Source organism: Butyricicoccus sp. Marseille-Q5471, from assembly GCF_951230135.1.
Lineage (GTDB): Bacteria > Bacillota > Clostridia > Oscillospirales > Butyricicoccaceae > Agathobaculum.
In genome coordinates this window covers 136,590-156,308 of sequence record NZ_CATNVC010000005.1, presented here as the reverse complement: position 1 = coordinate 156,308, position 19,719 = coordinate 136,590, and the positions used below count along the sequence as shown (strand labels likewise).

General features: G+C 57.9%; 15 protein-coding genes. 12 read left to right on the top strand and 3 right to left on the bottom strand.

What is annotated here, in order from left to right; translation table 11 throughout:
- Nucleotides 1-31 precede the first annotated feature (31 nt).
- On the top strand, nucleotides 32-1,351 hold the full coding sequence (locus QOX26_RS08145; protein ID WP_283674480.1) for a hypothetical protein: 1,320 nt from the start codon (nucleotides 32-34) through the stop codon (nucleotides 1,349-1,351).
- Nucleotides 1,352-1,432: 81 nt separating this feature from the next.
- On the opposite strand, the gene QOX26_RS08140 is transcribed toward QOX26_RS08145, so the two are convergent.
- The gene (locus QOX26_RS08140) at nucleotides 1,433-2,923 is read right to left on the bottom strand and encodes an ASKHA domain-containing protein (RefSeq protein ID WP_283674479.1); all 1,491 of its coding nucleotides are present in this window, start codon (nucleotides 2,921-2,923) and stop codon (nucleotides 1,433-1,435) included.
- Complete coding sequence (locus QOX26_RS08135; RefSeq protein WP_283674478.1) at nucleotides 2,916-4,949, bottom strand: hydantoinase/oxoprolinase family protein; 2,034 nt, start codon at nucleotides 4,947-4,949, stop codon at nucleotides 2,916-2,918. The genes QOX26_RS08140 and QOX26_RS08135 overlap by 8 nt, the downstream gene beginning before the upstream one ends.
- Nucleotides 4,950-5,163: 214 nt before the next feature.
- Between QOX26_RS08135 and QOX26_RS08130 the strand changes: the two genes are divergently transcribed.
- The gene (locus QOX26_RS08130) at nucleotides 5,164-5,931 is read left to right on the top strand and encodes a DUF1638 domain-containing protein (RefSeq protein WP_283674477.1); all 768 of its coding nucleotides are present in this window, start codon (nucleotides 5,164-5,166) and stop codon (nucleotides 5,929-5,931) included.
- A gap of 186 nt (nucleotides 5,932-6,117) precedes the next feature.
- Nucleotides 6,118-7,149, top strand: a complete 1,032-nt coding sequence (locus QOX26_RS08125; protein WP_283674476.1) for a uroporphyrinogen decarboxylase family protein — start codon at nucleotides 6,118-6,120, stop codon at nucleotides 7,147-7,149.
- Between the two features lie 82 nt (nucleotides 7,150-7,231).
- Here QOX26_RS08125 and QOX26_RS08120 read toward each other — a convergent pair whose 3' ends face one another.
- The gene (locus tag QOX26_RS08120; protein ID WP_283674475.1) at nucleotides 7,232-8,227 is read right to left on the bottom strand and encodes a sugar ABC transporter substrate-binding protein; all 996 of its coding nucleotides are present in this window, start codon (nucleotides 8,225-8,227) and stop codon (nucleotides 7,232-7,234) included.
- A 541-nt stretch (nucleotides 8,228-8,768) separates the two neighbouring features.
- On the opposite strand from QOX26_RS08120, the gene QOX26_RS08115 reads away from it, so the two are divergent.
- The 9 genes from QOX26_RS08115 (at nucleotide 8,769) to glgD (ending at nucleotide 19,716) form a co-directional block, all read left to right on the top strand.
- Nucleotides 8,769-9,746, top strand: a complete 978-nt coding sequence (locus QOX26_RS08115) for a tRNA dihydrouridine synthase (RefSeq protein ID WP_283674474.1) — start codon at nucleotides 8,769-8,771, stop codon at nucleotides 9,744-9,746.
- A gap of 117 nt (nucleotides 9,747-9,863) precedes the next feature.
- Complete coding sequence (locus QOX26_RS08110; RefSeq protein WP_283674473.1) at nucleotides 9,864-10,424, top strand: GNAT family N-acetyltransferase; 561 nt, start codon at nucleotides 9,864-9,866, stop codon at nucleotides 10,422-10,424.
- 35 nt (nucleotides 10,425-10,459) lie between these two features.
- Nucleotides 10,460-11,587, top strand: coding sequence for a cysteine desulfurase family protein (locus tag QOX26_RS08105; RefSeq protein WP_283674472.1), 1,128 nt, complete (start codon nucleotides 10,460-10,462; stop codon nucleotides 11,585-11,587).
- Nucleotides 11,588-11,606: 19 nt separating this feature from the next.
- The gene (locus QOX26_RS08100; RefSeq protein ID WP_283674471.1) at nucleotides 11,607-12,332 is read left to right on the top strand and encodes a hypothetical protein; all 726 of its coding nucleotides are present in this window, start codon (nucleotides 11,607-11,609) and stop codon (nucleotides 12,330-12,332) included.
- Nucleotides 12,333-12,347: 15 nt separating this feature from the next.
- Nucleotides 12,348-13,514, top strand: coding sequence for a tRNA uracil 4-sulfurtransferase ThiI (gene thiI, locus QOX26_RS08095; RefSeq protein ID WP_283674470.1), 1,167 nt, complete (start codon nucleotides 12,348-12,350; stop codon nucleotides 13,512-13,514).
- Nucleotides 13,515-13,631: 117 nt separating this feature from the next.
- Nucleotides 13,632-14,861: a competence/damage-inducible protein A gene (locus QOX26_RS08090; protein ID WP_283674469.1), complete on the top strand. Its 1,230-nt coding sequence runs from the start codon at nucleotides 13,632-13,634 to the stop codon at nucleotides 14,859-14,861.
- Nucleotides 14,862-15,150: 289 nt separating this feature from the next.
- Complete coding sequence (glgB, locus tag QOX26_RS08085; protein ID WP_283674468.1) at nucleotides 15,151-17,277, top strand: 1,4-alpha-glucan branching protein GlgB; 2,127 nt, start codon at nucleotides 15,151-15,153, stop codon at nucleotides 17,275-17,277.
- Nucleotides 17,278-17,363: 86 nt separating this feature from the next.
- On the top strand, nucleotides 17,364-18,575 hold the full coding sequence (locus tag QOX26_RS08080) for a glucose-1-phosphate adenylyltransferase (RefSeq protein ID WP_283674467.1): 1,212 nt from the start codon (nucleotides 17,364-17,366) through the stop codon (nucleotides 18,573-18,575).
- A 13-nt stretch (nucleotides 18,576-18,588) separates the two neighbouring features.
- Complete coding sequence (glgD, locus tag QOX26_RS08075; RefSeq protein WP_283674466.1) at nucleotides 18,589-19,716, top strand: glucose-1-phosphate adenylyltransferase subunit GlgD; 1,128 nt, start codon at nucleotides 18,589-18,591, stop codon at nucleotides 19,714-19,716.
- The last annotated feature ends 3 nt before the right edge of the window (nucleotides 19,717-19,719 follow it).

The window sequence follows — 19,719 nt, the reverse complement described above, 5'->3', positions numbered from 1 at the left end:
GGCGGACGTTCACCGAAAGGAGATTATTATTATGAGATTCGATCAGGCGACAAACGGAAACATTTTCATGCACGGCTGGACCCGCGAGCAGGCGGTGATGAGCGATCATGACAAGCAGATTCTCCGCGAGCTGGCGAAAAAAGTGCGCGAGCACGCCGAAAAACCCGAGCAGGAGGTCTGCAAAAAGCTCTGGCGCGACCATAACGACCTCAAGGACACCCGCCCGGTCATCTACCTTGATTTGGAGAACGGTTGGAACGAGCTGCTGCCGAGCGAGTTTGCCTGTCAGTGCGAGGGCGAAATGGCGCAGGAATGGGAGATGTGGCTGCACAAGGAGCTGATCTACGCCGAAAAGATTCAGTGCGACAAGCCGATCGAAGCCAAATTCTACATCCCCTACATGGCGCATGACAGCCAGTGGGGCATTGAGAAAAAGGTAATCGGTGACGCGCACAGCGGCGAAGCCTATACCTGGGAGCATCCCATCACCGAGGAGATGATGGAGGACGATCTCGATATGTCCACCCTCATCAAAACGCCGTCCATCACGGTTGATATGGATGCGACTGACGCGTACACCGCCATCGCTCACGAGGTGTTTGACGGCATCCTCGAGGTAGAGCGCCGCCACTGGTGGTGGTGGGGTCTGGAGTTGACCCATCCCTATGCTGACCTGCGCGGCATGGAGGGGATGCTGATTGACTTCTATGACTATCCGGAAAAAATCCACGAGATTTTGAACCTGTTTACCGAGGGCTATCTGTCCAAAATTGACTTTTTGGAGCAGAACGGCTTGTTTACACCGAATACCGGCAACTGCTATGTCGGTTCGGGCGGACTCGGTCTGACAAATGACTTAAACCCTGCGGCTGCAAAGCCTGCAAGCGCAATGGACATCTGGGGCTTTCATGAAAGTCAAGAGACTTCGGAGGTCTCGCCCGAGATGTTCGCTGAATTCGTGCTGCCGTATCAGCTCAAGCTTGCCGAGCGCTTCGGCCTGAACTACTACGGCTGCTGCGAAGGTCTTGACCGGCGGTGGGACTATGTCAAGCAGATTCCGCGTCTGCGCCGTGTCTCCGTGTCGCAGTGGGCCGATATTCCGAAAATGAGCGAGCTGCTCGGGGGCGACTATGTGTTCTGCCACAAGGTTAGTCCGACCGACATCGCCGTGCCCGAAATCGACGAGGATTACATCCGCCGCCGTCTCAATCAGGTGCTGACCAAATGCAGGGACTGCGGCAACCATGTCGAACTGATTATGAAAGACAACCACACGATTGCCCATCAGCCGAACAATGTGTACCGCTGGGTGCAGATCGCGCGCGAAGAAGTCGCCCGCGTGTACGGCTGAGAATCAATCTTTCCCCTCTCTCTATCCCCTCGAAACAGCAAAGCGGCGGCCAAAGGGCCGCCGCTTTGCTGTTTGTGCTGTTTAAAATTCCATAAAACTCATGCAATCGATGTAATAATCCATGAACGCGGGACTTGCGGAGAGGGACAGCTCGGTCGCGTCCATCGCCATCCGCTCCGATTTCTCGCGTAGCGCAGGATTCATCAGCAGCATGGACGCGCCGCCCAGTGCGCCGTTGCCGATGAACTCGGTTTTGTCCCGCAGCGCGGCGGGGAACAGGCCGATTGCAGCCGCCGAATCCAGATTCATGGAGCTGCCGAAGCCGCCCGCGACAGCGAAGCGCTCGACCTCGTTCGCGGGCACTCCCTCGGTTTCGAGCAGGGTGATGAGTCCCGCGCAGATTGCCGATTTTGCCAGCTGAATCTGGCGCACATCGCGCTGCACGATGACAACGCCGCTCGTGCCGATCGGGAAATCCTCCTCCAGATAGCCGGAATCGTCAATGGCCTCGGTTTCGAGCATGACGGACAGCGCGTCCAAAATGCCCGAACCGCAGATGCCGACAGCGGGCTGATTCTGAACGGTTTCGCACACGGTTTCGCCGTTTTCGAGCCGCACCGCGCGGATTGCACCGGGAGCGGCGGGCATGCCGCAGGAAAGCCCCGCACCTTCAAAGGCAGGGCCTGCCGCCGTCGCACAGCAGAGCAGACGGCCGTCGCGTACGAGCGCCATCTCGCCGTTGGTGCCGATGTCGGTCAGCAGCTGCACGCCGCCCGCCGTCAAATCGGCCGCGAGGATGGCGCAGGTGATGTCCGCGCCGACATAAGCGCCCACACAGCGCGGCAGATAAACGGGCGCACCCGCAAGTGTGCGGCGGCTCATGCAGCCGAAAAAGGACTGTACGTCAAACGGCACAACCGCGAGCGACGCGGGGTCAAGCCCCTCGTACAGGTGCAGCATGGTCGCGTTGCCGGTGACGACTGACTCCTCAATTTGCTCGATGTCGGCCTCGCGCAGGCACTCCGCCGCCATCTGCTCGAGCTGATCGGCAATGCGGGAGGAGAGTACGTCCAGTCCCTCGGTTTTGCACGCTTCGATGCGCGAAATGACATCCGCGCCGTAGCCGCGCTGCGCGTTTTCAGCAAGCCGCTCGGCCAGAACCGCGCCGCTGCGGCGGTCAAACAGCTGCATGGCAACCGTCGTTGTGCCGATGTCGACCGCGATGCCAAAGCCGGTCTCGGTGCGCGCAAAATCAGGCGTTTTGTTCCATGCGACGATTTTGGATGCGCCTTCCTCGCCGAGCGTCACAGTCAAATCGCCCGCGACGCGGCACGAGCAAGCCAACCGAATGCCTGCCTGCCGCTCGGTTTCATCTAACAGGCGCAGCTCAGCTTCATCCGGGGCAAGGGCGGCGCCGGACACCTTGACGCGGCACTTGCCGCAGGTGTGGTTGCCCGCGCAGGGCAGGGCGAAGCGCGGCACGGCCTGTCGCAGCAAATCACTGAGCAGCGTGCCGGATTCGGCCTGTAACACGACGGTTTTGCCGCCGGTCATGAGTGTGATGTTATGCATGTTCGACCTCCTTGGCAGTTGCGTGGATGAGACAGGTGCTTGCGGTCACTTCGACGCGGGTGCACAGCTTCACGCCCCCGCCCGCAACCTCCTCGACACAGGAGGAGAAGGACAGCTCGCCCGTTGCGCCCTGTTCGCGCACACGCGCGGCGGTCAGGTCGGTCAGCATGCTGCTGACCCAGACGACGGCCTCGTCCTCCTCGGCGAAAAAGCGTGCCTGCTGTCCGGCGCAGAGCACTTCGAAATCCCCCTGCGCGTCGTCCTCGGGTGACAGACCGTGCGGACGGATTTCGGCCGAGGCGGTCGCGGTCATCTGTCCGGTCACCGCGCCGACGGCGTTCGCGGTCGCGGCGCATGCGGGGATGATGCAGTCCGCGCCCAACGCCTTTGCGGCTTCGGGCAGGAACAGGTGCACCGGTCCGCCGATGCCGATGAGCTTTGCGGGGGAGCGGAAACGACAGTCGAACAGCTTGCTGCTGCCCGTGTCCCGGCGTTCCCATTGCAGACGCAGCAGCTCACGCATGCTGTTCTCCATGCCGTGCGTGCGGTAATAGGGAGATGCGTGCTCGAGCAGCATTTGCGTGACTGCTTCAAAGACCGTGCGGCTGATACGTTCGTAGATCAGGTCGCAGAATGCTTCAATCCCCATATCGAGCGACGAAGCGGCAAAGCGCACGGCGAGGATGGATGCATCGCGGCGGTAGCGGACATAGTCGCCGCGCACGTGCATGATGTCGGTCGGGGTCAGTCCGGCGCGCAGCACAACACCCGCCTTTTCAAGGGCGCGGGTGTCAAGCTGATATTTGTCCACCGAGAGCAGCTCTGCCGCTTGACGGAGACTGAGCGGGGCTTGTTCCAATGCGCGGCACAGTGTTTGTTCCTGCGCGGAGAGGGACAGCGCTGCCCAGTCGGTGCGTGCAAGGGTCAGAAATTCGTGCAGCGGCAGCGAGTGGCTGGGCACGTCGCGTATCTGGCGGCGCAGCGTGTCGAGCACGTCGGGATGCTGCGCGGCGAGCACACAAAGCGGGATTACGCGGTCGGGGCCGATGGTAAGCGTTCCTTTCCAGTCCCAGCGGATGGCGCTGTCGCCGCCTAGGGCAAACGAGGTGGAAAACAGTCCCTTGACGAGCGTCTTCCACTTGCCGACGCGGATGCCGTCATCCGAAAGCAGGGGTGTACCGTTTTCGATGAGCGCTACATCGGTTGTCGTGCCGCCAATGTCGACCACGATGGCGTTCGCGATTCCGGTCAGTGCACTGCCGCCGAGCGCCGAAGCTGCAGGGCCGCTGAGCAGCGTTTCCACCGCGTGCTCCGCCGAGTAGGCAAGGCTCATCAGGCTGCTGTCCGACCGCACAATCATGATGTCCGCACCGATGCCGCGTTTTCGGAACGCGGCCTGCACCGCGGCCAGAAAGTCACGCGTCACAGGCAGCAGGCCGGCGTTTAACACCGCGCTCGCCGCGCGTTCCAGGCTGGATAACCCGCCGAACAGCGCGCTGGCGCACACGGTGGGCAGCCCGGTCTCGGATTCAATGATATGCGCCGCCTTCTGCTCGAGTACGCCGCCGTTGCGCATGCCGTAAATCTCGCACACCGCGCAGGCTTCCACACCCGAAAACCAGTCCTTCGCGTTTTGCTCAAGCACGCGCCAGTCGGGCTCTTCCTCGATACGACCATTGATGGTTGTTTTGCAGGGCAGATAACGCACATCGTCGGGATCGGTAAAGCCGTAGTCCGCGCCGAAGCGCTCGATGCCGCGGCGGTCAATGCCGAGCAGCAGCAGGCGGGTGCGGCGAAATTTCCCCTCGACGCAGGCGTTGGTTGCAAGGGTGGTGGAAAGGCCGGCGACCTCGGCCTGTCGGCACAGTGCGGGGTCGAGTCCGTCGAGCGATTCGAGGATGCCGCGGGTCAGGTCGTCGTATGTAGTGAGCGCTTTATTCTGGCCGAGCACGCGGCCGGTATCGAAATCGTACAGGATTGCGTCCGTACAGGTGCCGCCCGTGTCGATGCCGATTGCTAGCTTCATGGAAATGCCTCTTTTCCGTAGGTTTGTTTTGATGATTTTATTATACGGTTCGGCGCAGGGGATTGTATAGGAAAATCGTGCGGCGGTTGTGACGAAATTGCCCTTCTTTTGCACGATTGTGACGGGATGGTTCTATCCGCTTGCGGGGTTTGAAAAAACGTTGTAAAATAGAAAAAAACCTGCGGGAATGAAACGGAATGGGAGCGTGAACAGCATGCGTATTGCACTAATCGGCTGCATGGTGATGAACCGGGAGATTTGCCGCCTGATGGCGGACAGCCGCCATGTTGTGCGCGCATGGTGGCTGCGGCAGGGTCTGCACGACACCCCTGACATCCTGCGCACCGAGCTGCAGCGCGTAGTCGACGAAATTGAGCGGGAGAACGAGCTATTGCCGGATAATCTGCGCTTTGAGGCGATTGTGCTGGCTTACGGTCTGTGCTCGAACGGCGTGATTGGACTGCGCAGCCGCTCGCTGCCCATTGTCATTCCGCGGTGCGATGACTGCATTTCGCTCTTCCTTGGCTCGGCCGATCGCTATCGTAAGCTGTTTCGCGAGCTGCCCGGCGTTTACTGGTACAACGCGGGGTGGATTGAGCAGGCGTTCACGCCGTCAAAGGAGAATTACGCCCGTCAGCGTGCGCAGTACGCTGAGGAATACGGCGAGGAAAATGCGGATTACCTGATGGAGTGCACCAATAACTGGATGACTAATTATCACCACTGCGGCTTCATCACCTGCCCGCTGGGCGACTGCGCCGCGCATGAGCAGTACGCCCGTCAGGCCGCCGCGGATTTCGGTTGGGAATTCAGCAGGGTCGAGGGCGAAATGGGGTATTTGGATGCGCTGGTCAACGGCCCATGGGAGGACAAGCGCTTTCTCACTTGTCCGCCGCAGAGCCGCGTCGAAGCCGATTTCAGCGACCGGAAATTCCGCAGTGTGCCGGTCGGAGTCGATGATTTGGCGCACGAAAAAGTATAAAAAACGAGAGCCTTCGCCGGTTTGGCGAAGGCTTTTTATTTAAATGGGACAATGCAGACACGAATACTAGACAAAGTCAATTATATCCGAAACAAGCGCAAATTTCTCCTAACGGTTGACAGATTCGGCGTGGTATCGTAAACACAGTGATAAGCGTGACACACAACTTGAACGGAGGAATTTTCGATGAAACAGAACATGAATCAGTGGACGCAGGCGCTCATCAGCGCACCGATGAAAAAGGCGATGCCGGTGCTGTCCTTTCCGTCTATTCAGCTGATGGGCATCACCGTGCGCGAGTTGATTGCGAACAGCGATGTGCAGGCACGCGGCATGAAGGCGGTGGCAGATCGCACGCCGAAGGCGGGCGGTGCGGTCAGTCTGATGGACTTGTCGGTCGAAGCCGAGTGCTTCGGCGCACCCATCCGCGTATCGGACGACGAGGTGCCGACCGTAATCGGGCCGGTGATTTCGACCGAGGTCGAGGAGGATGAGCGCATGGAGCTGGCCGAGGCGCTAGCGGTGCCGGAGATAGGCGCAGGCCGCACACAGATTTACATTGACGCAATCGAAAAGGCAACGGGTTTGATTGCGGATCGTCCGGTCTTCGCAGGCGTTATCGGCCCCTTCTCGCTCGCCGGCCGACTGCTGGACGTTACACAGTCGCTCATTTACTGCTATGAGGAGCCGGACATGGTGCATGTCATTCTCGATAAGGCGACCGCGTTCATCACCAAGTACATTCTGGCCTACAAGGCCGTCGGTGCAAACGGTGTGGTCATTGCCGAACCGCTGGCAGGTCTGTTGTCGCCGACGCTGGCGCAGGAGTTCTCGGGCGATTACTGCAAGCGGATTGTAGACGCGGTGCGGGACGAAAACTTCGCCGTCATATACCATAACTGCGGCAATACCGCCAACATCACGCTCGATTCGATTTTCTCCTGCGGTGCAAATGCCTACCACTTCGGCAACGCGGTTGATATGTCTGAAATCATGCAGAAGGCGCCTGGTGATATTCCGTGCATGGGCAACATTGATCCGGCAGGCGAGTTCCGCAACGGCACGCCCGCATCCATTCGCGAAAAGACGCTTGAGGTCATGCGAAGCTGCTGCGGACACAGCAACTTCGTCATTTCCTCAGGCTGCGACATTCCGCCCATGTCCGGTTGGGACAACATCGATGCATTCTTTGCTGCGGTGGACGAATTCTACGCGTAATATCATTCTTCTCGGTTGACAACAGCGGCGGCTCTGCATATTGCAGAGCCGCCGCTGTTAAATGAAAGAAAGTCTATTCTGGTTAGGCAATCATGGAGTTGAGCTTTGCAAGATAGTCCGCCGCATTGTCCGACGTGATGACCTTGCAGCCGGTGTCGATAAACGCGGGCAGCGTCTTACCCTCAAGCGCATCGACAAGGCTGACCACGCACTGGTAACCCATGTTGTAGGGATCCTGCGCGACCGTGCAGGCGATATCGCCATCGACCACGGCCTGCACGCCCGAGGAAATGCCGTCAAAGCCGCAGACCAGAATGCCGTCGCGTCCGGCGGATTTGATTGCGCGCGCCGCGCCCAGCGCAACGTCGTCCGCACAGCACACGACCGCGTCGATTTCGGGATAGGTTTGCAGCAGACCCTCCATCGCGGTGACGGCCTTGTCGCCCACGCCGTCGGTGTACTGGGTTGCGATGATTTCACAGCCGCCTGCGGTCAGTGCGTCGGTGTAGCCCTTGACGCGGGATTCCGAGGTCGGTTCGCCCTGGATGTTGGCGAGCACGGCGACCTTGCCGCCCTTACCGATTTGCTGCGCAACATATTCGCCGCCCTTATATGCTGCATCCTCGTGTGCGGTGCCGATAAAGGTGGAGGCCTGATCGAAATTGGTGTCGACCGCGAGAATCGGGATGGTCGCGTTCTTCAGCGCGTTGGCAATCTGCCCGGCCTGCAGCGGTGCGATGGCAAGCGCCTGTGTCGTGCCTGCTGAAACAACGGTTTCCACCATGTTCTGCTGTTCGTCGAACGCGGTGTCACTGGTCGCGCCCTTGACATCGACGGTCACGTTGCCGAGGTTGGCCTCGGCGGCCTTGATGCCGGCGATGACGTAGCTCCAGTATTCGGAGGATGTGGTTTTGAGAATGACGCCGACGTTGTACTTCTCGCTGCTCTGCGTCTGCGGAGCGGAAGCATCGGGTGCAGGTTGGTCGGAAGCGGCCTTGCCGCCGCAGCCGGTCATCGAAAGTGTCATAACGCCTGCAAGCAGCATGGCAAATGCGTTCTTTCTGTATTGCTTTTTCATTTGAATACCTCTCCTTTACTTGTACGCGCCGGCCGGTGCCGCCGCCGGGGGATTGCCGCCTATCTCTTCTTTACACAAATCCGGATTCAAATAAGCAATTTGGCCAAATTGCAATCCCTCCAAGGGATCTTATGGACGTATTCTAGCACAGCGAAACGGGCAATGCAACCGGCATGATAAGGCGAAAAGCACACGCTTGTGCATCTTGTACAGAAAGACGGAGTGATGAAAATGCACAAATAAATAAGGGGATATAGAGCTTTAAATATTGAAATATACCAATTATGCGCATTTTGCGCCGAATCCTTTGTGAAAACACGCATGGCGGACAAAACGGAAAAAACGATGGCACTCCGGAAAGATTTTTTCCACTGAAAAAGAGGGTTATTTTGCGAAAGTATTCATCGCAAACCCTTATTGATTTTTGTCCTGTTCTGCAATATAATTATTTATTTACCATCTGCCGTCAGCGGTTTTGAAGCTTGCGTGCACTGCTGCAAACTGCTACAATGGGAAAAGAGATTACAAAGGACGGACAATCATGCAGTATTATTTTGCGCCGATGGAGGGCGTGACCAGTGCGGTCTACCGCCGCGTGCACCATCGGTATTTTCCGGGTGTGGACAAGTATTTCACGCCTTTTGCTACGCCCACCGTGCATCCTGCCTTCACGCCCCGGCAAATGCGCGACCTGTCGCCCGAGCAGAACGCGGGCGTTCCCACTGTGCCGCAGCTTTTGACCCGCAGTGCGGCGGATTTCATCTGGGCGGCACGTGCGCTGGCCGAGATGGGCTATGGCGAGGTCAACCTCAATCTGGGCTGCCCCTCGGGTACGGTGGTGTCCAAGGGCAAGGGCTCGGGATTCCTCGCCTATCCCGATGAATTGGATTGCTTTCTGGACGCGGTGTTTGGCGCGGTCGGCGAGCAGATTCAAATCTCGGTCAAAACCCGCCTCGGCGTGTCAGATCCTGCCGAGTTTTCGCCGCTGCTCACCATCTACAACCGCTATCCGATTGCAGAGCTGACCATTCACCCGCGTGTTCGCGCGGATTTTTACAAGGGCGGCGTGCGGGAGTCTGCTTTTGCGGACGCGCTTTCGAAGACCGACCTGCCGCTGTGCTACAACGGCGACGTGACCTCGGCGGCGGACGCTGCGCGGGTCGAGCAGAGCTATCCTGCGGTCGGTGCGCTGATGATTGGGCGCGGACTGATTGCCGATCCCTCGCTCGTTACGCGATTGCGGGGCGGCGCGGCGGCGGATGCGGACACGCTGCACCGTTTTCATGATGAGCTGTTAGACTGCTATACCGAATTGTTCGGCAGCCGCAAAAACGCAATGCTGCGGATGAAGGAATTGTGGTTTTATCATATCCACCTGTTTGAAGGCGGCGAAAAGCTGATGAAACGCCTGCGCAAGGCAACCGAGCTGCGTGACTTCGAAGCGTGCTCGGCTGAGATTTTCCGGACCCTGCAACTGCGGGAAAATGTACACCCCGGCTGGTTCCGTCCGGCGGACTGAAACGGAAAATTGACTTGCCGCACAGTTTGGGATACAATAGAAAAAGAGAAAAGCAGGAAGGGGCGCAAAACGGCGAAAAGGCGGTTTTGCGTCCCTTTTTTGTAAAGGAGGATTTGTATGACGTTACTCACCAAGCGGCTGATTCTGCGTCCCTTTCGGGAGGACGACGCGCAGGCGATTTACGATTATTCTAAGGATTTGGAAGTCGGTCTGAACGCGGGCTGGAAGCCGCATGAGAGTGTGGCTGAATCGGACGATATTCTGCATATCATGTTTTTGAACCAGCCGACCGTGTGGGCGATTGAACGCGCATCGGATAAGCGGCTGATGGGCTCGGTGGGCATCATTCACGACCCCAAGCGAGAGGACGAAGCCGTGCGTATGCTGGGCTATGCGCTTGGCATGCAGTACTGGGGACAGGGCTATATGTCCGAGGCCGCGGAGGCGGTGCTGAACGCCGGATTTTATGAAATGGGACTGGAGCTGATTTCGGCCACTTGCTATCCGGATAACGACCGGTCGCGGCGGGTGCTTGAAAAGTGCGGCTTTCAGTGCGAGGGCACGATTCACCACGCCGAGCGGCTCTGGAACGGCGAACTGCGCGATCATTTGAGCTTTTACCTTGAAAAGGGTGGCTATGAAAAGACTTGTCATGCGTGGACGGCTGTTGTACAATAAAAGGTACGAGAAATTTAAATTTAGGAGCCAAAACCATGCATTATCTGGACAATGCCGCGACTACGCCTGTGCTGCCGGAGGCCGCAGCCGAGGCCGCGCGTGTGATGTGCGAGGAGTTCGGAAATCCCTCTTCGCTGCATAAACTGGGCATCGAGGCCTCGCGCGTGCTTGAAAACAGCCGCAAAACGGTTGCCGGTGCGCTCGGCTGCACGGCGGAGGAAATTACCTTCACCTCGTGCGGCACGGAGAGCACAAACCTCTCTCTGCGCGGCGCGGCGCACCTGAACCGCCACAAAAAGGGCCGCATCATTACGACCGCAATCGAGCACGCCGCAACGATCAACACCGCCAAGGCGCTTGAGCAGGACGGTTTTACCGTCGTGTTTTTAAAGCCTGACGCGACCGGACACATCACGCCCGACGCGCTTTCCGAAGCGCTCACTGAGGACACCGTGCTGCTTTCCTGTCAGCTGGTGAACAACGAAATCGGCACGGTGCAGCCGGTAGCGGAGCTGGGGCGGCGGCTCAAGGTGGCCTGCCCTAAGGCACTGTTCCACATCGATGCAGTACAGGGTCTGTTCCGCGTGCCGCTTGAGCCGAAAAAGTGGAGCTGTGACCTGATGAGCGTGTCCGGTCATAAAATCGGCGCACCTAAGGGCATTGGTGCACTCTATATGAAGAAGGGGCTGCGTCTGCCGCCGCTGATGACGGGCGGAGGACAGGAGCGCGGCCTGCGACCGGGCACCGAGCCGATGCCGAATATTGCGGCCTTCGCTAAGGCGTGCGAAATGCGGCAGGCGGGATTTGCGGACGATCTCACGCAGGTGCGCGGTCTTGCTGCCTATCTGCGGGAGCAGGTTGCGGAAAAACTGCCCTATGCCGCCTTTAACGGCGAGAGCGACATCCCGCATGTGCAGAATTTCTCCGTCGCGGGCTGCAAGAGCGAGGTCATGCTGCGCGTGTTGGAGTCTGACGAGGTATATGTTTCCTCCGGCTCGGCCTGCTCAAAGGGCAAGCAGAGCGAGGTGCTCCGTGCGCTCGGTCTGGGCAAGGATCGCACCGATACCGCGCTGCGCGTATCGTTTGCGCCGTTCAACACCGAAGAGGATGTCGATGCGCTGATTGCCGCAATCGAGAAAGGCGCGAAAATGCTGCGCCGATGAACCGAAAGGCGGGATAGAGATGGAGAAGGCCTATCCGAACTGGCAGTATGCGTTTGCGGGTGTAATGTGGGCAGTGATGAGCGCGGCGCTGTATCTGCTCCATTACAAGGTGTACGGCGGTCTGCTGCTGCGGGATGACAAACAGCTCCTGTGGATGCTGATTCTGCTGCCGCCGGTTCTGGCAGTAACCATAGGAATGCGTGAGCAAAACGAGCTGCATACCCCGCGCAGCCGGGGCAGCCTTGCTGCTCGGCTGTACACCCTGCTCTGCATTGTGATTGCTGTTTGCGGCATTTGGGTGCTGGTGACAGAGCCGTACCGTGTGCTCGTGTGGGCATGGGCGGTGATGGCGCTGTACGCTTCCTTGCTTTCCTTGCCGCGTTGGCGGGGGTGGCGGAATGGCCCGATTGCACTTGGCCTTCTGTTCGGACTGGTGCTGGCCACTGTCGGCGTGTTTCTGCTGGTGATAAGACCGGTCACGGTCGGGCAGGCCGAAGCCATGCTCTCGCAGCGGGGATACACCGCGCGCAGGCGATTTCCGGTGGATAAACACGTGATAAGCTCGGAGGGGTATTTATCGACCGGCGAGCATATTTCGTATGACCTGTCCGGAAAAACCGACCCGCTCGGCTTTTACGGCTTTCTCGCGCACAGGGACGGCGCACGATGGTGCGTTGCCGTGTCTGTTGCGCAGGGCAGCGTGGAAATTGAACAAAGGCAGGACGAAACCGTGCCTGCTGTGTAAAATAAAGGAGTTTTTATGAAAGAAGTATTATTGCTCAAATGCGGCGAGATTGTGCTCAAGGGCCTCAACCGCAAAACCTTTGAGGATCGCCTGCTCGGCAACCTCAAGCGCCGGATGAAGCATGTGGCAGACTGCAATATCTCGATGCGTCAGTCGGTAATCTACGTCGAAGTGCCCGAAGAGGCCGACAAGGAAGCCGTTATGGACTGCGCGCGCCACGTGTTCGGCATTGCGACTATCAGCCGCGCAGCGGTGTGTGAAAAGACGCTTGAAAGCATCATCGACACCGCGGCTGCCTATCTGGGCAACCGCTTTGCCGCGGCGCGCTCGTTCAAGGTCGAGTCCAAGCGCGGCGACAAGAAATTCCCCATGACCTCGACTGAAATTTCGCAGCACGTAGGCGGCGAGCTGGCTGACCGGTTCCCGAACGTGCGTCCCGACATGCACACCCCCGACCTGATTGTGCACGTTGAGGTACGCGAAACCTACGCCTTCGTCCATCCGGGTCCCGAGGCAGGCGCGGGCGGCATGCCCATCGGCTCGAACGGACGCGCCGGTCTGCTGCTTTCGGGCGGCATCGACTCTCCCGTTGCGGGCTGGATGATGGCAAAGCGCGGTCTGGAGCTGGTCGGCATCCACTTTTTCAGCTATCCCTACACCTCCGAGCGCGCCAAGGAAAAGGTGTTTGAGCTGGCACGCAAGCTGACCGCGTGGTGCGGCCGCATGAGCGTTATGGTTGTACCCTTTACCCAGATTCAGGAGGCCATCCGTGACAACTGCCATGAGGAGCTGTTCACGCTTGTCATGCGCCGCTTTATGATGCGCATTGCCGAGCGGGTCGCGGCGGACTATGGCTGCGGTGGTCTGATTACGGGCGAGTCACTCGGTCAGGTCGCGTCGCAGACCATGCCGGCGATGGCGGTTACGGGCGCGGTGTGCGAACTGCCGGTATTCCGTCCGTGCATCGGCATGGATAAGGAGGAAATCGTCACCATCGCACGCAAAATCGATACCTTTGAGACCTCTATCCTGCCCTATGAGGACTGCTGTACGGTATTCACCCCCAAGCATCCGAACACCAAGCCCAAGATGCCAAAGATTCTTGAGGCAGAGAGCCATCTGGACGTGGACGCACTGGTCGAGCAGGCCGTTGCCGGCGTCGAGATTGTACACCTGCCATAAAACACACCAACAGGAAATCAAAAATTAGATAATATTCTGGATACTTTTGGTTGAAAATCTGGAAGAACTTTGCTATGCTAAAAAGAGAAACATCATTGCAGATAGAAGGAGTGCGCCATGAACGCAGAACTGATCGCCGTCGGCACGGAAATCCTGCTGGGCGAAATCGTCAATACCGATGCGCAGCTGATCTCGCAGGGCCTGAGCGAACTGGGCATTAATGTATTTTACCAAACCGTAGTGGGCGACAATCCGGATCGCCTGCGCCGCGTCATCGAGGAAGCCAAGGAACGTGCCGATATCATCGTCACGACAGGCGGTCTCGGCCCAACGCTTGACGACCTGACTAAGGAAACGCTGGCGGCTGTTTTCGGCAAGAAAATGGAGCTGCATCAGCCATCCTACGACCGTTTGGTTGACTTTTTCAACCAGATTGGCCGTGAAATGACGCCGAACAACGTCAAGCAGGCGTGGCTGCCCGAGGGCTGCACCGTGTTCACCAACGACTGGGGCACCGCACCCGGCTGCGCCTTCGAGGCGGACGGCAAGCATGTGCTCATGCTGCCCGGCCCTCCGCGTGAGTGCAACCCGATGTGGAAGGAGCGTGCGATGCCGTATCTGTATCCGCTCGCAGGCGGCTGCATCGTGTCGCACAATATCCGCGTGTTCGGTCTGGGCGAGAGCAATATGGAAAACATCCTGCACGACAAGATGGCCGAAATGCAAAACCCCACGATTGCGCCCTATGCGCGCACCTCGGAGTGCTTCGCACGCATCACAGCCAAGGCGGATACAACGGCCGAGGCCGAAGCGATGCTCGCGCCGGTTGTTGCGGAAGTGGCCGAGATTCTGGGCGAGTATGTCTACGGCATCGACGTGGACTCGCTCGAGCAGGTGGTAGGTGACGGTCTGCGCGCGCACGGCCTTACCCTTGCGGTTGCGGAAAGCTGCACGGGCGGCCTGCTGTCCAAGCGCATTACCGATCTGGCCGGCGCTTCGGATTATTACAAGGGCGGCGTGTGCTCCTATTCCAACGATGTCAAGATGGGCGTGCTCGGTGTGCAGAAGGAAACGCTGGATACCGTCGGCGCGGTCAGCGCCGAGGTCGCGGAGCAGATGGCGCTGGGCGTGGCACGCGTACTGGGCGCGGACGTAGGCGTGGGCATCACGGGCATTGCAGGCCCGGGCGGCGGCACGGAGGAAAAGCCGGTCGGTCTGGTTTATGTCAGCGTCTGCAAGGACGGCGTCTGCCACACGCGCAAAATGAACTCCTCTTTGGGACGCGACCGCGTTCGTATGCAGGCGGCGTCGACAGCGCTTGATCTGATTCGTCGAAATTTCCTGTGAAGGACGCAAGCGTTTTCGTTGTGTAATGGCGGATAGCGATATACGATATGCAGTGGTCAAATTCGTTATTTTCCGACATTTCTCAATAAAACCTGTGGAAACACAACAAATTTTCTGTAAAAAAAGTCCGGTAATTGTGTAAAATTACTGGACTTTTTCCTTTTTATGATGTATACTATATCCAACTAAAGTGACACACATCTGACCAAAAATGTGCGAAAGATACAAAATATTTGGTAATATTTTGGAAAAAGATATTTTTGGGAACCAAAAAGGGAGAGATTGCATCATGAAGAAGAAATCGGTACCGCAGAACCTTGATAAACGGAGCGACTTGTTTTACTCCGGCAAGGACTGCCGCGCCTATGAATACATGGGCGCACATCCGTTTGAACAGGAAGGCGAGCAGGGATGTCTGTTCCGCGTCTACGCGCCGGAGGCCGAAGAGGTATCGGTCATGGGCGAGTTCAACGGCTGGAGCCGCGAGGCCGATCCCATGGTGCGGGACGAGCAGGGAATCTGGGAGGCATTTATTCCACATGTTCAGCAGTTTGCCGCATATAAGTATAGTGTGCGGGCAAAATCAGGCGACCTGTTTGATAAATGCGACCCGTATGGTTTCCACGCTGAGACGCGGCCGGGCAATGCTTCCAAGGTGTTCGATGTGGAAGGCTACGAATGGAACGACGCTTCGTGGCTGAACTGGCGTAAAACGCATCTGCCGTATGACCATCCGGTCAATATCTACGAGTGCCACCTCGGCTCGTGGAAGCTGCATGAGGATGGCAATTTCTACTCCTACCGTCAGCTGGCGGACGAGCTTGTGCCCTATGTCAAAGAAATGGGGTATACCCACATCGAATGCATGCCGCTGACCGAGTATCCGTTTGACGGTTCGTGGGGATATCAGGTAATCGGCTACTTCGCCGCAACCAGCCGCTACGGCACACCGCACGATTTGATGTACTTTGTGGACAAATGCCATCAGGCGGGCTTGGGCGTCATCATGGATTGGGTGCCAGCCCACTTCCCGAAGGACGGCTGCGGTCTGGTTGAGTTTGACGGCTCGTACTTATACGAATACGCAGATCCGCTCAAGATGGAGCATCTGGAGTGGGGCACGCGCGTGTTCGACTACGGCAAGGTTTCCACACGCAACCTGCTGTTCTCCTCGGCGATGTTTTGGATCGAGAAATTCCATATGGACGGTCTGCGCGTTGACGCGGTCGCGTCGATGCTGTATCTGGACTATAACCGGCAGGGGGAATGGCGGCCGAACATTCACGGCGGCCGCGAGAATCTGGAAGCGATTGACTTCCTGCGCCTGCTCAATGAGAATATCCTGACCGACTATCCGGATGTGATGATGATTGCGGAGGAGTCAACCGCGTGGCCCATGGTTACCAAACCCGGGTACGACGGCGGCTTGGGCTTCAACTTCAAGTGGAACATGGGTTGGATGAACGATATGCTGTGCTACTGCTCGGCCGACCCGTTTTTCCGTAAGGATATGCATGACAAGATTACTTTCTCGTTCATGTACGCTTTTTCGGAAAACTACATTCTGCCGCTCTCACATGATGAGGTAGTGCACGGCAAAAAGTCGCTGCTCGACAAAATGCCGGAGCCGTATGAGAACAAATTCGGTGGCCTGCGCGCACTTTACGGCTATATGGCGGCGCATCCGGGCAAGAAAATGCTCTTCATGGGCGGTGAGTTCGGACAGTTTTCCGAGTGGGCCTACCAGCGCGGACTGGACTGGATGCTGCTGGACTATCCGGCGCACAAGCAGATGCAGAGCTACGTCAAGGCGCTCAACCATTTTTATCTGGAGACCCCGCAGCTGTGGGAGCAGGATACCGACTGGCGCGGCTTTGAATGGATTTCGCCGGAAGACAACCACAATAACATCATCGCCTTTCGCCGCGTGGCAAAGGACGGATCGGACATCGTGGTCGCGGTCAACTTTTCCCCGGTGGAGCAGGAGCAATACCGCATCGGTGTGCCGTTTGCGGGTACATATGAGGAGATTTTCACCTCGGACAAAACAGAGTTCGGCGGCGGCGGCCTGATAAATGGCAAGGTCAAAACCGAAGCCAAACCGCTGCATGGGCAGGATCAGTCAATTGCCATTCGCATTCCGCGTTTCGGCGTGCTGTTTTTCAAGGAAAAGGCCAAACCGCGCCGCCGCACCAAGGATGAGCTCGAAGCGGCCAAGCAGGCCACTGCAAAAAAGCCCAGACAATCGGCCAAAAGCATTGTAAAGGCAGGCGTAAAGGCGGTTGTCAAAACGGGGACCAAGGCAGTAATGAAAACAGGCACCAAGGCGGTTGCGAAAACCGGAACGAAGGCGCTCGCCAAGACCGGCACCAAGGCGGTTGCGAAAACGCCCAACAAGACAGACAAGGCGGACTAAATACGCAAAAAGGGAATGGGGATACACCGTCAATCGGTGTAAATACAGCAGATACGCAGATCATGCGATAAAAAGGAGAGACATCAATGTATCGGAAAAAAGAATGTGTGGCCATGCTTCTCGCAGGCGGACAAGGCAGCCGCCTGTATGTGCTGACGACCAACGTCGCCAAGCCGGCCGTCCCCTTTGGCGGAAAATACCGTATCATCGACTTCCCGCTGTCCAACTGCACCAACTCGGGCATTGACACTGTGGGCGTGCTGACCCAGTATGAGCCCCATGCACTCAACGCCTATGTCGGCGCGGGCCAGACGTGGGACTTGGACCGCCTGCGCGGCGGCGTGTACATCCTGCCGCCTTATCAGAAGGGCAAGGCGTCCGAGTGGTATAAGGGCACGGCAAACGCCATTTACCAGAACATTCAGTTCCTGGACGAGTACGATCCCGAATACGTGCTCATCCTGTCGGGCGACCATATTTACAAGATGAACTACAACACCATGCTCAAACAGCACAAGAAAACGGGTGCGGACGCGACCATCGCCGTGCTTGACGTGCCGCTGGCAGAGGCTTCGCGCTTCGGCATCATGAACTGCAATCCGGATGGAACGATTTATGAGTTCGAGGAAAAACCCAAGAATCCCAAATCCACCCTCGCATCGATGGGCATTTACATATTCAGCTGGAAAAAGCTGCGCCAGTACCTGATTGACGATGAAGGCAACAAGAAGTCCTCTAACGACTTCGGCAAGGACATCATCCCCGCCATGCTGGGCGCGGGCGAGAAACTGGTTTCCTACCGTTTTGACGGCTACTGGAAGGATGTCGGCACCATCGAGAGCCTGTGGGAGGCTAACATGGATTTGCTGTCGCCCAACTCCGGCCTGAACCTGTCGGATGATAACTGGAAGATTTACGGACGAAACAACGGTGCGCCTCCGCACTTTACCACCAAGGACGCGGTCATCAAGCACGCGCTGATTTCGGAGGGCTGTGAAATCGCAGGCGAAGTCGCGGAATCGGTGCTGTTCTCCGACGTGCGCGTTGCCAAGGGCGCCAAGGTGGAGTACTCCATCCTGATGCCGGGCGCGGTGATTGAGCAAGGCGCGGTCGTGCGCTACTCCATCGTGGCGGAGAATGCCATTATTGCAAGAGACGCCGTTGTCGGCGGCTGCCCAACCGACGGGGACGTTGACAAATGGGGCGTATCCGTCGTCGCATCGGGCGTGCGGATCGGCCGCGGCGCAAAACTCGCCGCAAAGGAAATGGCAGACCAGGATCTGCCGGACAAGATTTAAGGGGGCGGAGAGAATGAACAACGTTTTGGGTATTATCATCGCGTTTGACAGCGATAACGATTTGCGTGAGCTGACCGATCACCGCACGGTGGCTGCCGTGCCGTGGGGCGGACGCTACCGCATCATCGACTTTATGCTGAGCAATATGGTCAACTCCGGCATTTACAAGGTCGGCGTGCTGATGAAGGATAAGTATCAGTCGCTGATTGACCATATCGGCAACGCGAAGGATTGGGATTTGTCCCGCAAGAACTCAGGCGTAACGGTGCTGCCGCCGTACTCCTATTCCAAGAAGGCTTCGCCCCTTGTCACAGGCGAGTACCGCGGCAAGATTGACGCACTCGCGGGCGCGGTGGACTTTCTGCAGAAGAACCGTGCGGATTATGTGGTCATCGCGGACGGCGACATCGTCGCCAACATCCCGCTTGACGACGTGATTGAGCGCCATATCTCAAGCGGCAGTGACTTGACCATGGTCTGCACCAAAAAGACCAAGGACTCGCCGTTTACCACCTATGTGGAGCTCAATCGCAAGAAGGAAGCCACTGATATCCGCGTCGGAGACAGCAACGAGGGCAAGTGCAAACATGTCGCGCTCGGCGTGTACGTGATGAGCCGTCAGTACCTCATCCACCTGCTGTCCGACTGTGTTACCCATAACTGCATCCACTTTGAGCGCGAGCTGCTGACCCGCGCAATGGTGGACGGCACGGTGGGGGGCTACCTGTTCGGCGAGTATGCGGTCAAGATTGAGGATACCTTCGATTACTTCGAATCGAACATGGATATGCTCGACAAGGATGTGCGGGACGAGGTTTTCCTGCGCACCCGTCCGATTCTGACCCGTATCAAGGACGAAGCGCCCGCTTACTACGGCGACAAGGCCGACGTAGAGGACTGCCTGATTGCAGACGGCTGCCATATCGAGGGCACGGTCAAGAATAGCATTCTCTTCCGCGATGTGTGCATCGAGGAGGGCGCGGACGTGCAGGACTGCATCATCATGCAGGGCGGCCGCATTCTGTCCGGCGCATCGCTGCGGCACGTGATTACCGACCGCGGCGTGACCGTGCGCGACGGCCGCACCATGATGGGACACGAAAATTACCCCATCACGATTGCGAAAAGTTCGGTGGTGTGACGC

Coding starts and splice junctions, on each gene's coding strand:
- QOX26_RS08145 (WP_283674480.1), top strand. CDS start 32: ATGAGATTCGATCAGGCGACAAACGGAAACATTTTCATGCACGGCTGG.
- QOX26_RS08140 (WP_283674479.1), bottom strand. CDS start 2,923: ATGCATAACATCACACTCATGACCGGCGGCAAAACCGTCGTGTTACAG.
- QOX26_RS08135 (WP_283674478.1), bottom strand. CDS start 4,949: ATGAAGCTAGCAATCGGCATCGACACGGGCGGCACCTGTACGGACGCA.
- QOX26_RS08130 (WP_283674477.1), top strand. CDS start 5,164: ATGCGTATTGCACTAATCGGCTGCATGGTGATGAACCGGGAGATTTGC.
- QOX26_RS08125 (WP_283674476.1), top strand. CDS start 6,118: ATGAAACAGAACATGAATCAGTGGACGCAGGCGCTCATCAGCGCACCG.
- QOX26_RS08120 (WP_283674475.1), bottom strand. CDS start 8,227: ATGAAAAAGCAATACAGAAAGAACGCATTTGCCATGCTGCTTGCAGGC.
- QOX26_RS08115 (WP_283674474.1), top strand. CDS start 8,769: ATGCAGTATTATTTTGCGCCGATGGAGGGCGTGACCAGTGCGGTCTAC.
- QOX26_RS08110 (WP_283674473.1), top strand. CDS start 9,864: ATGACGTTACTCACCAAGCGGCTGATTCTGCGTCCCTTTCGGGAGGAC.
- QOX26_RS08105 (WP_283674472.1), top strand. CDS start 10,460: ATGCATTATCTGGACAATGCCGCGACTACGCCTGTGCTGCCGGAGGCC.
- QOX26_RS08100 (WP_283674471.1), top strand. CDS start 11,607: ATGGAGAAGGCCTATCCGAACTGGCAGTATGCGTTTGCGGGTGTAATG.
- thiI (WP_283674470.1), top strand. CDS start 12,348: ATGAAAGAAGTATTATTGCTCAAATGCGGCGAGATTGTGCTCAAGGGC.
- QOX26_RS08090 (WP_283674469.1), top strand. CDS start 13,632: ATGAACGCAGAACTGATCGCCGTCGGCACGGAAATCCTGCTGGGCGAA.
- glgB (WP_283674468.1), top strand. CDS start 15,151: ATGAAGAAGAAATCGGTACCGCAGAACCTTGATAAACGGAGCGACTTG.
- QOX26_RS08080 (WP_283674467.1), top strand. CDS start 17,364: ATGTATCGGAAAAAAGAATGTGTGGCCATGCTTCTCGCAGGCGGACAA.
- glgD (WP_283674466.1), top strand. CDS start 18,589: ATGAACAACGTTTTGGGTATTATCATCGCGTTTGACAGCGATAACGAT.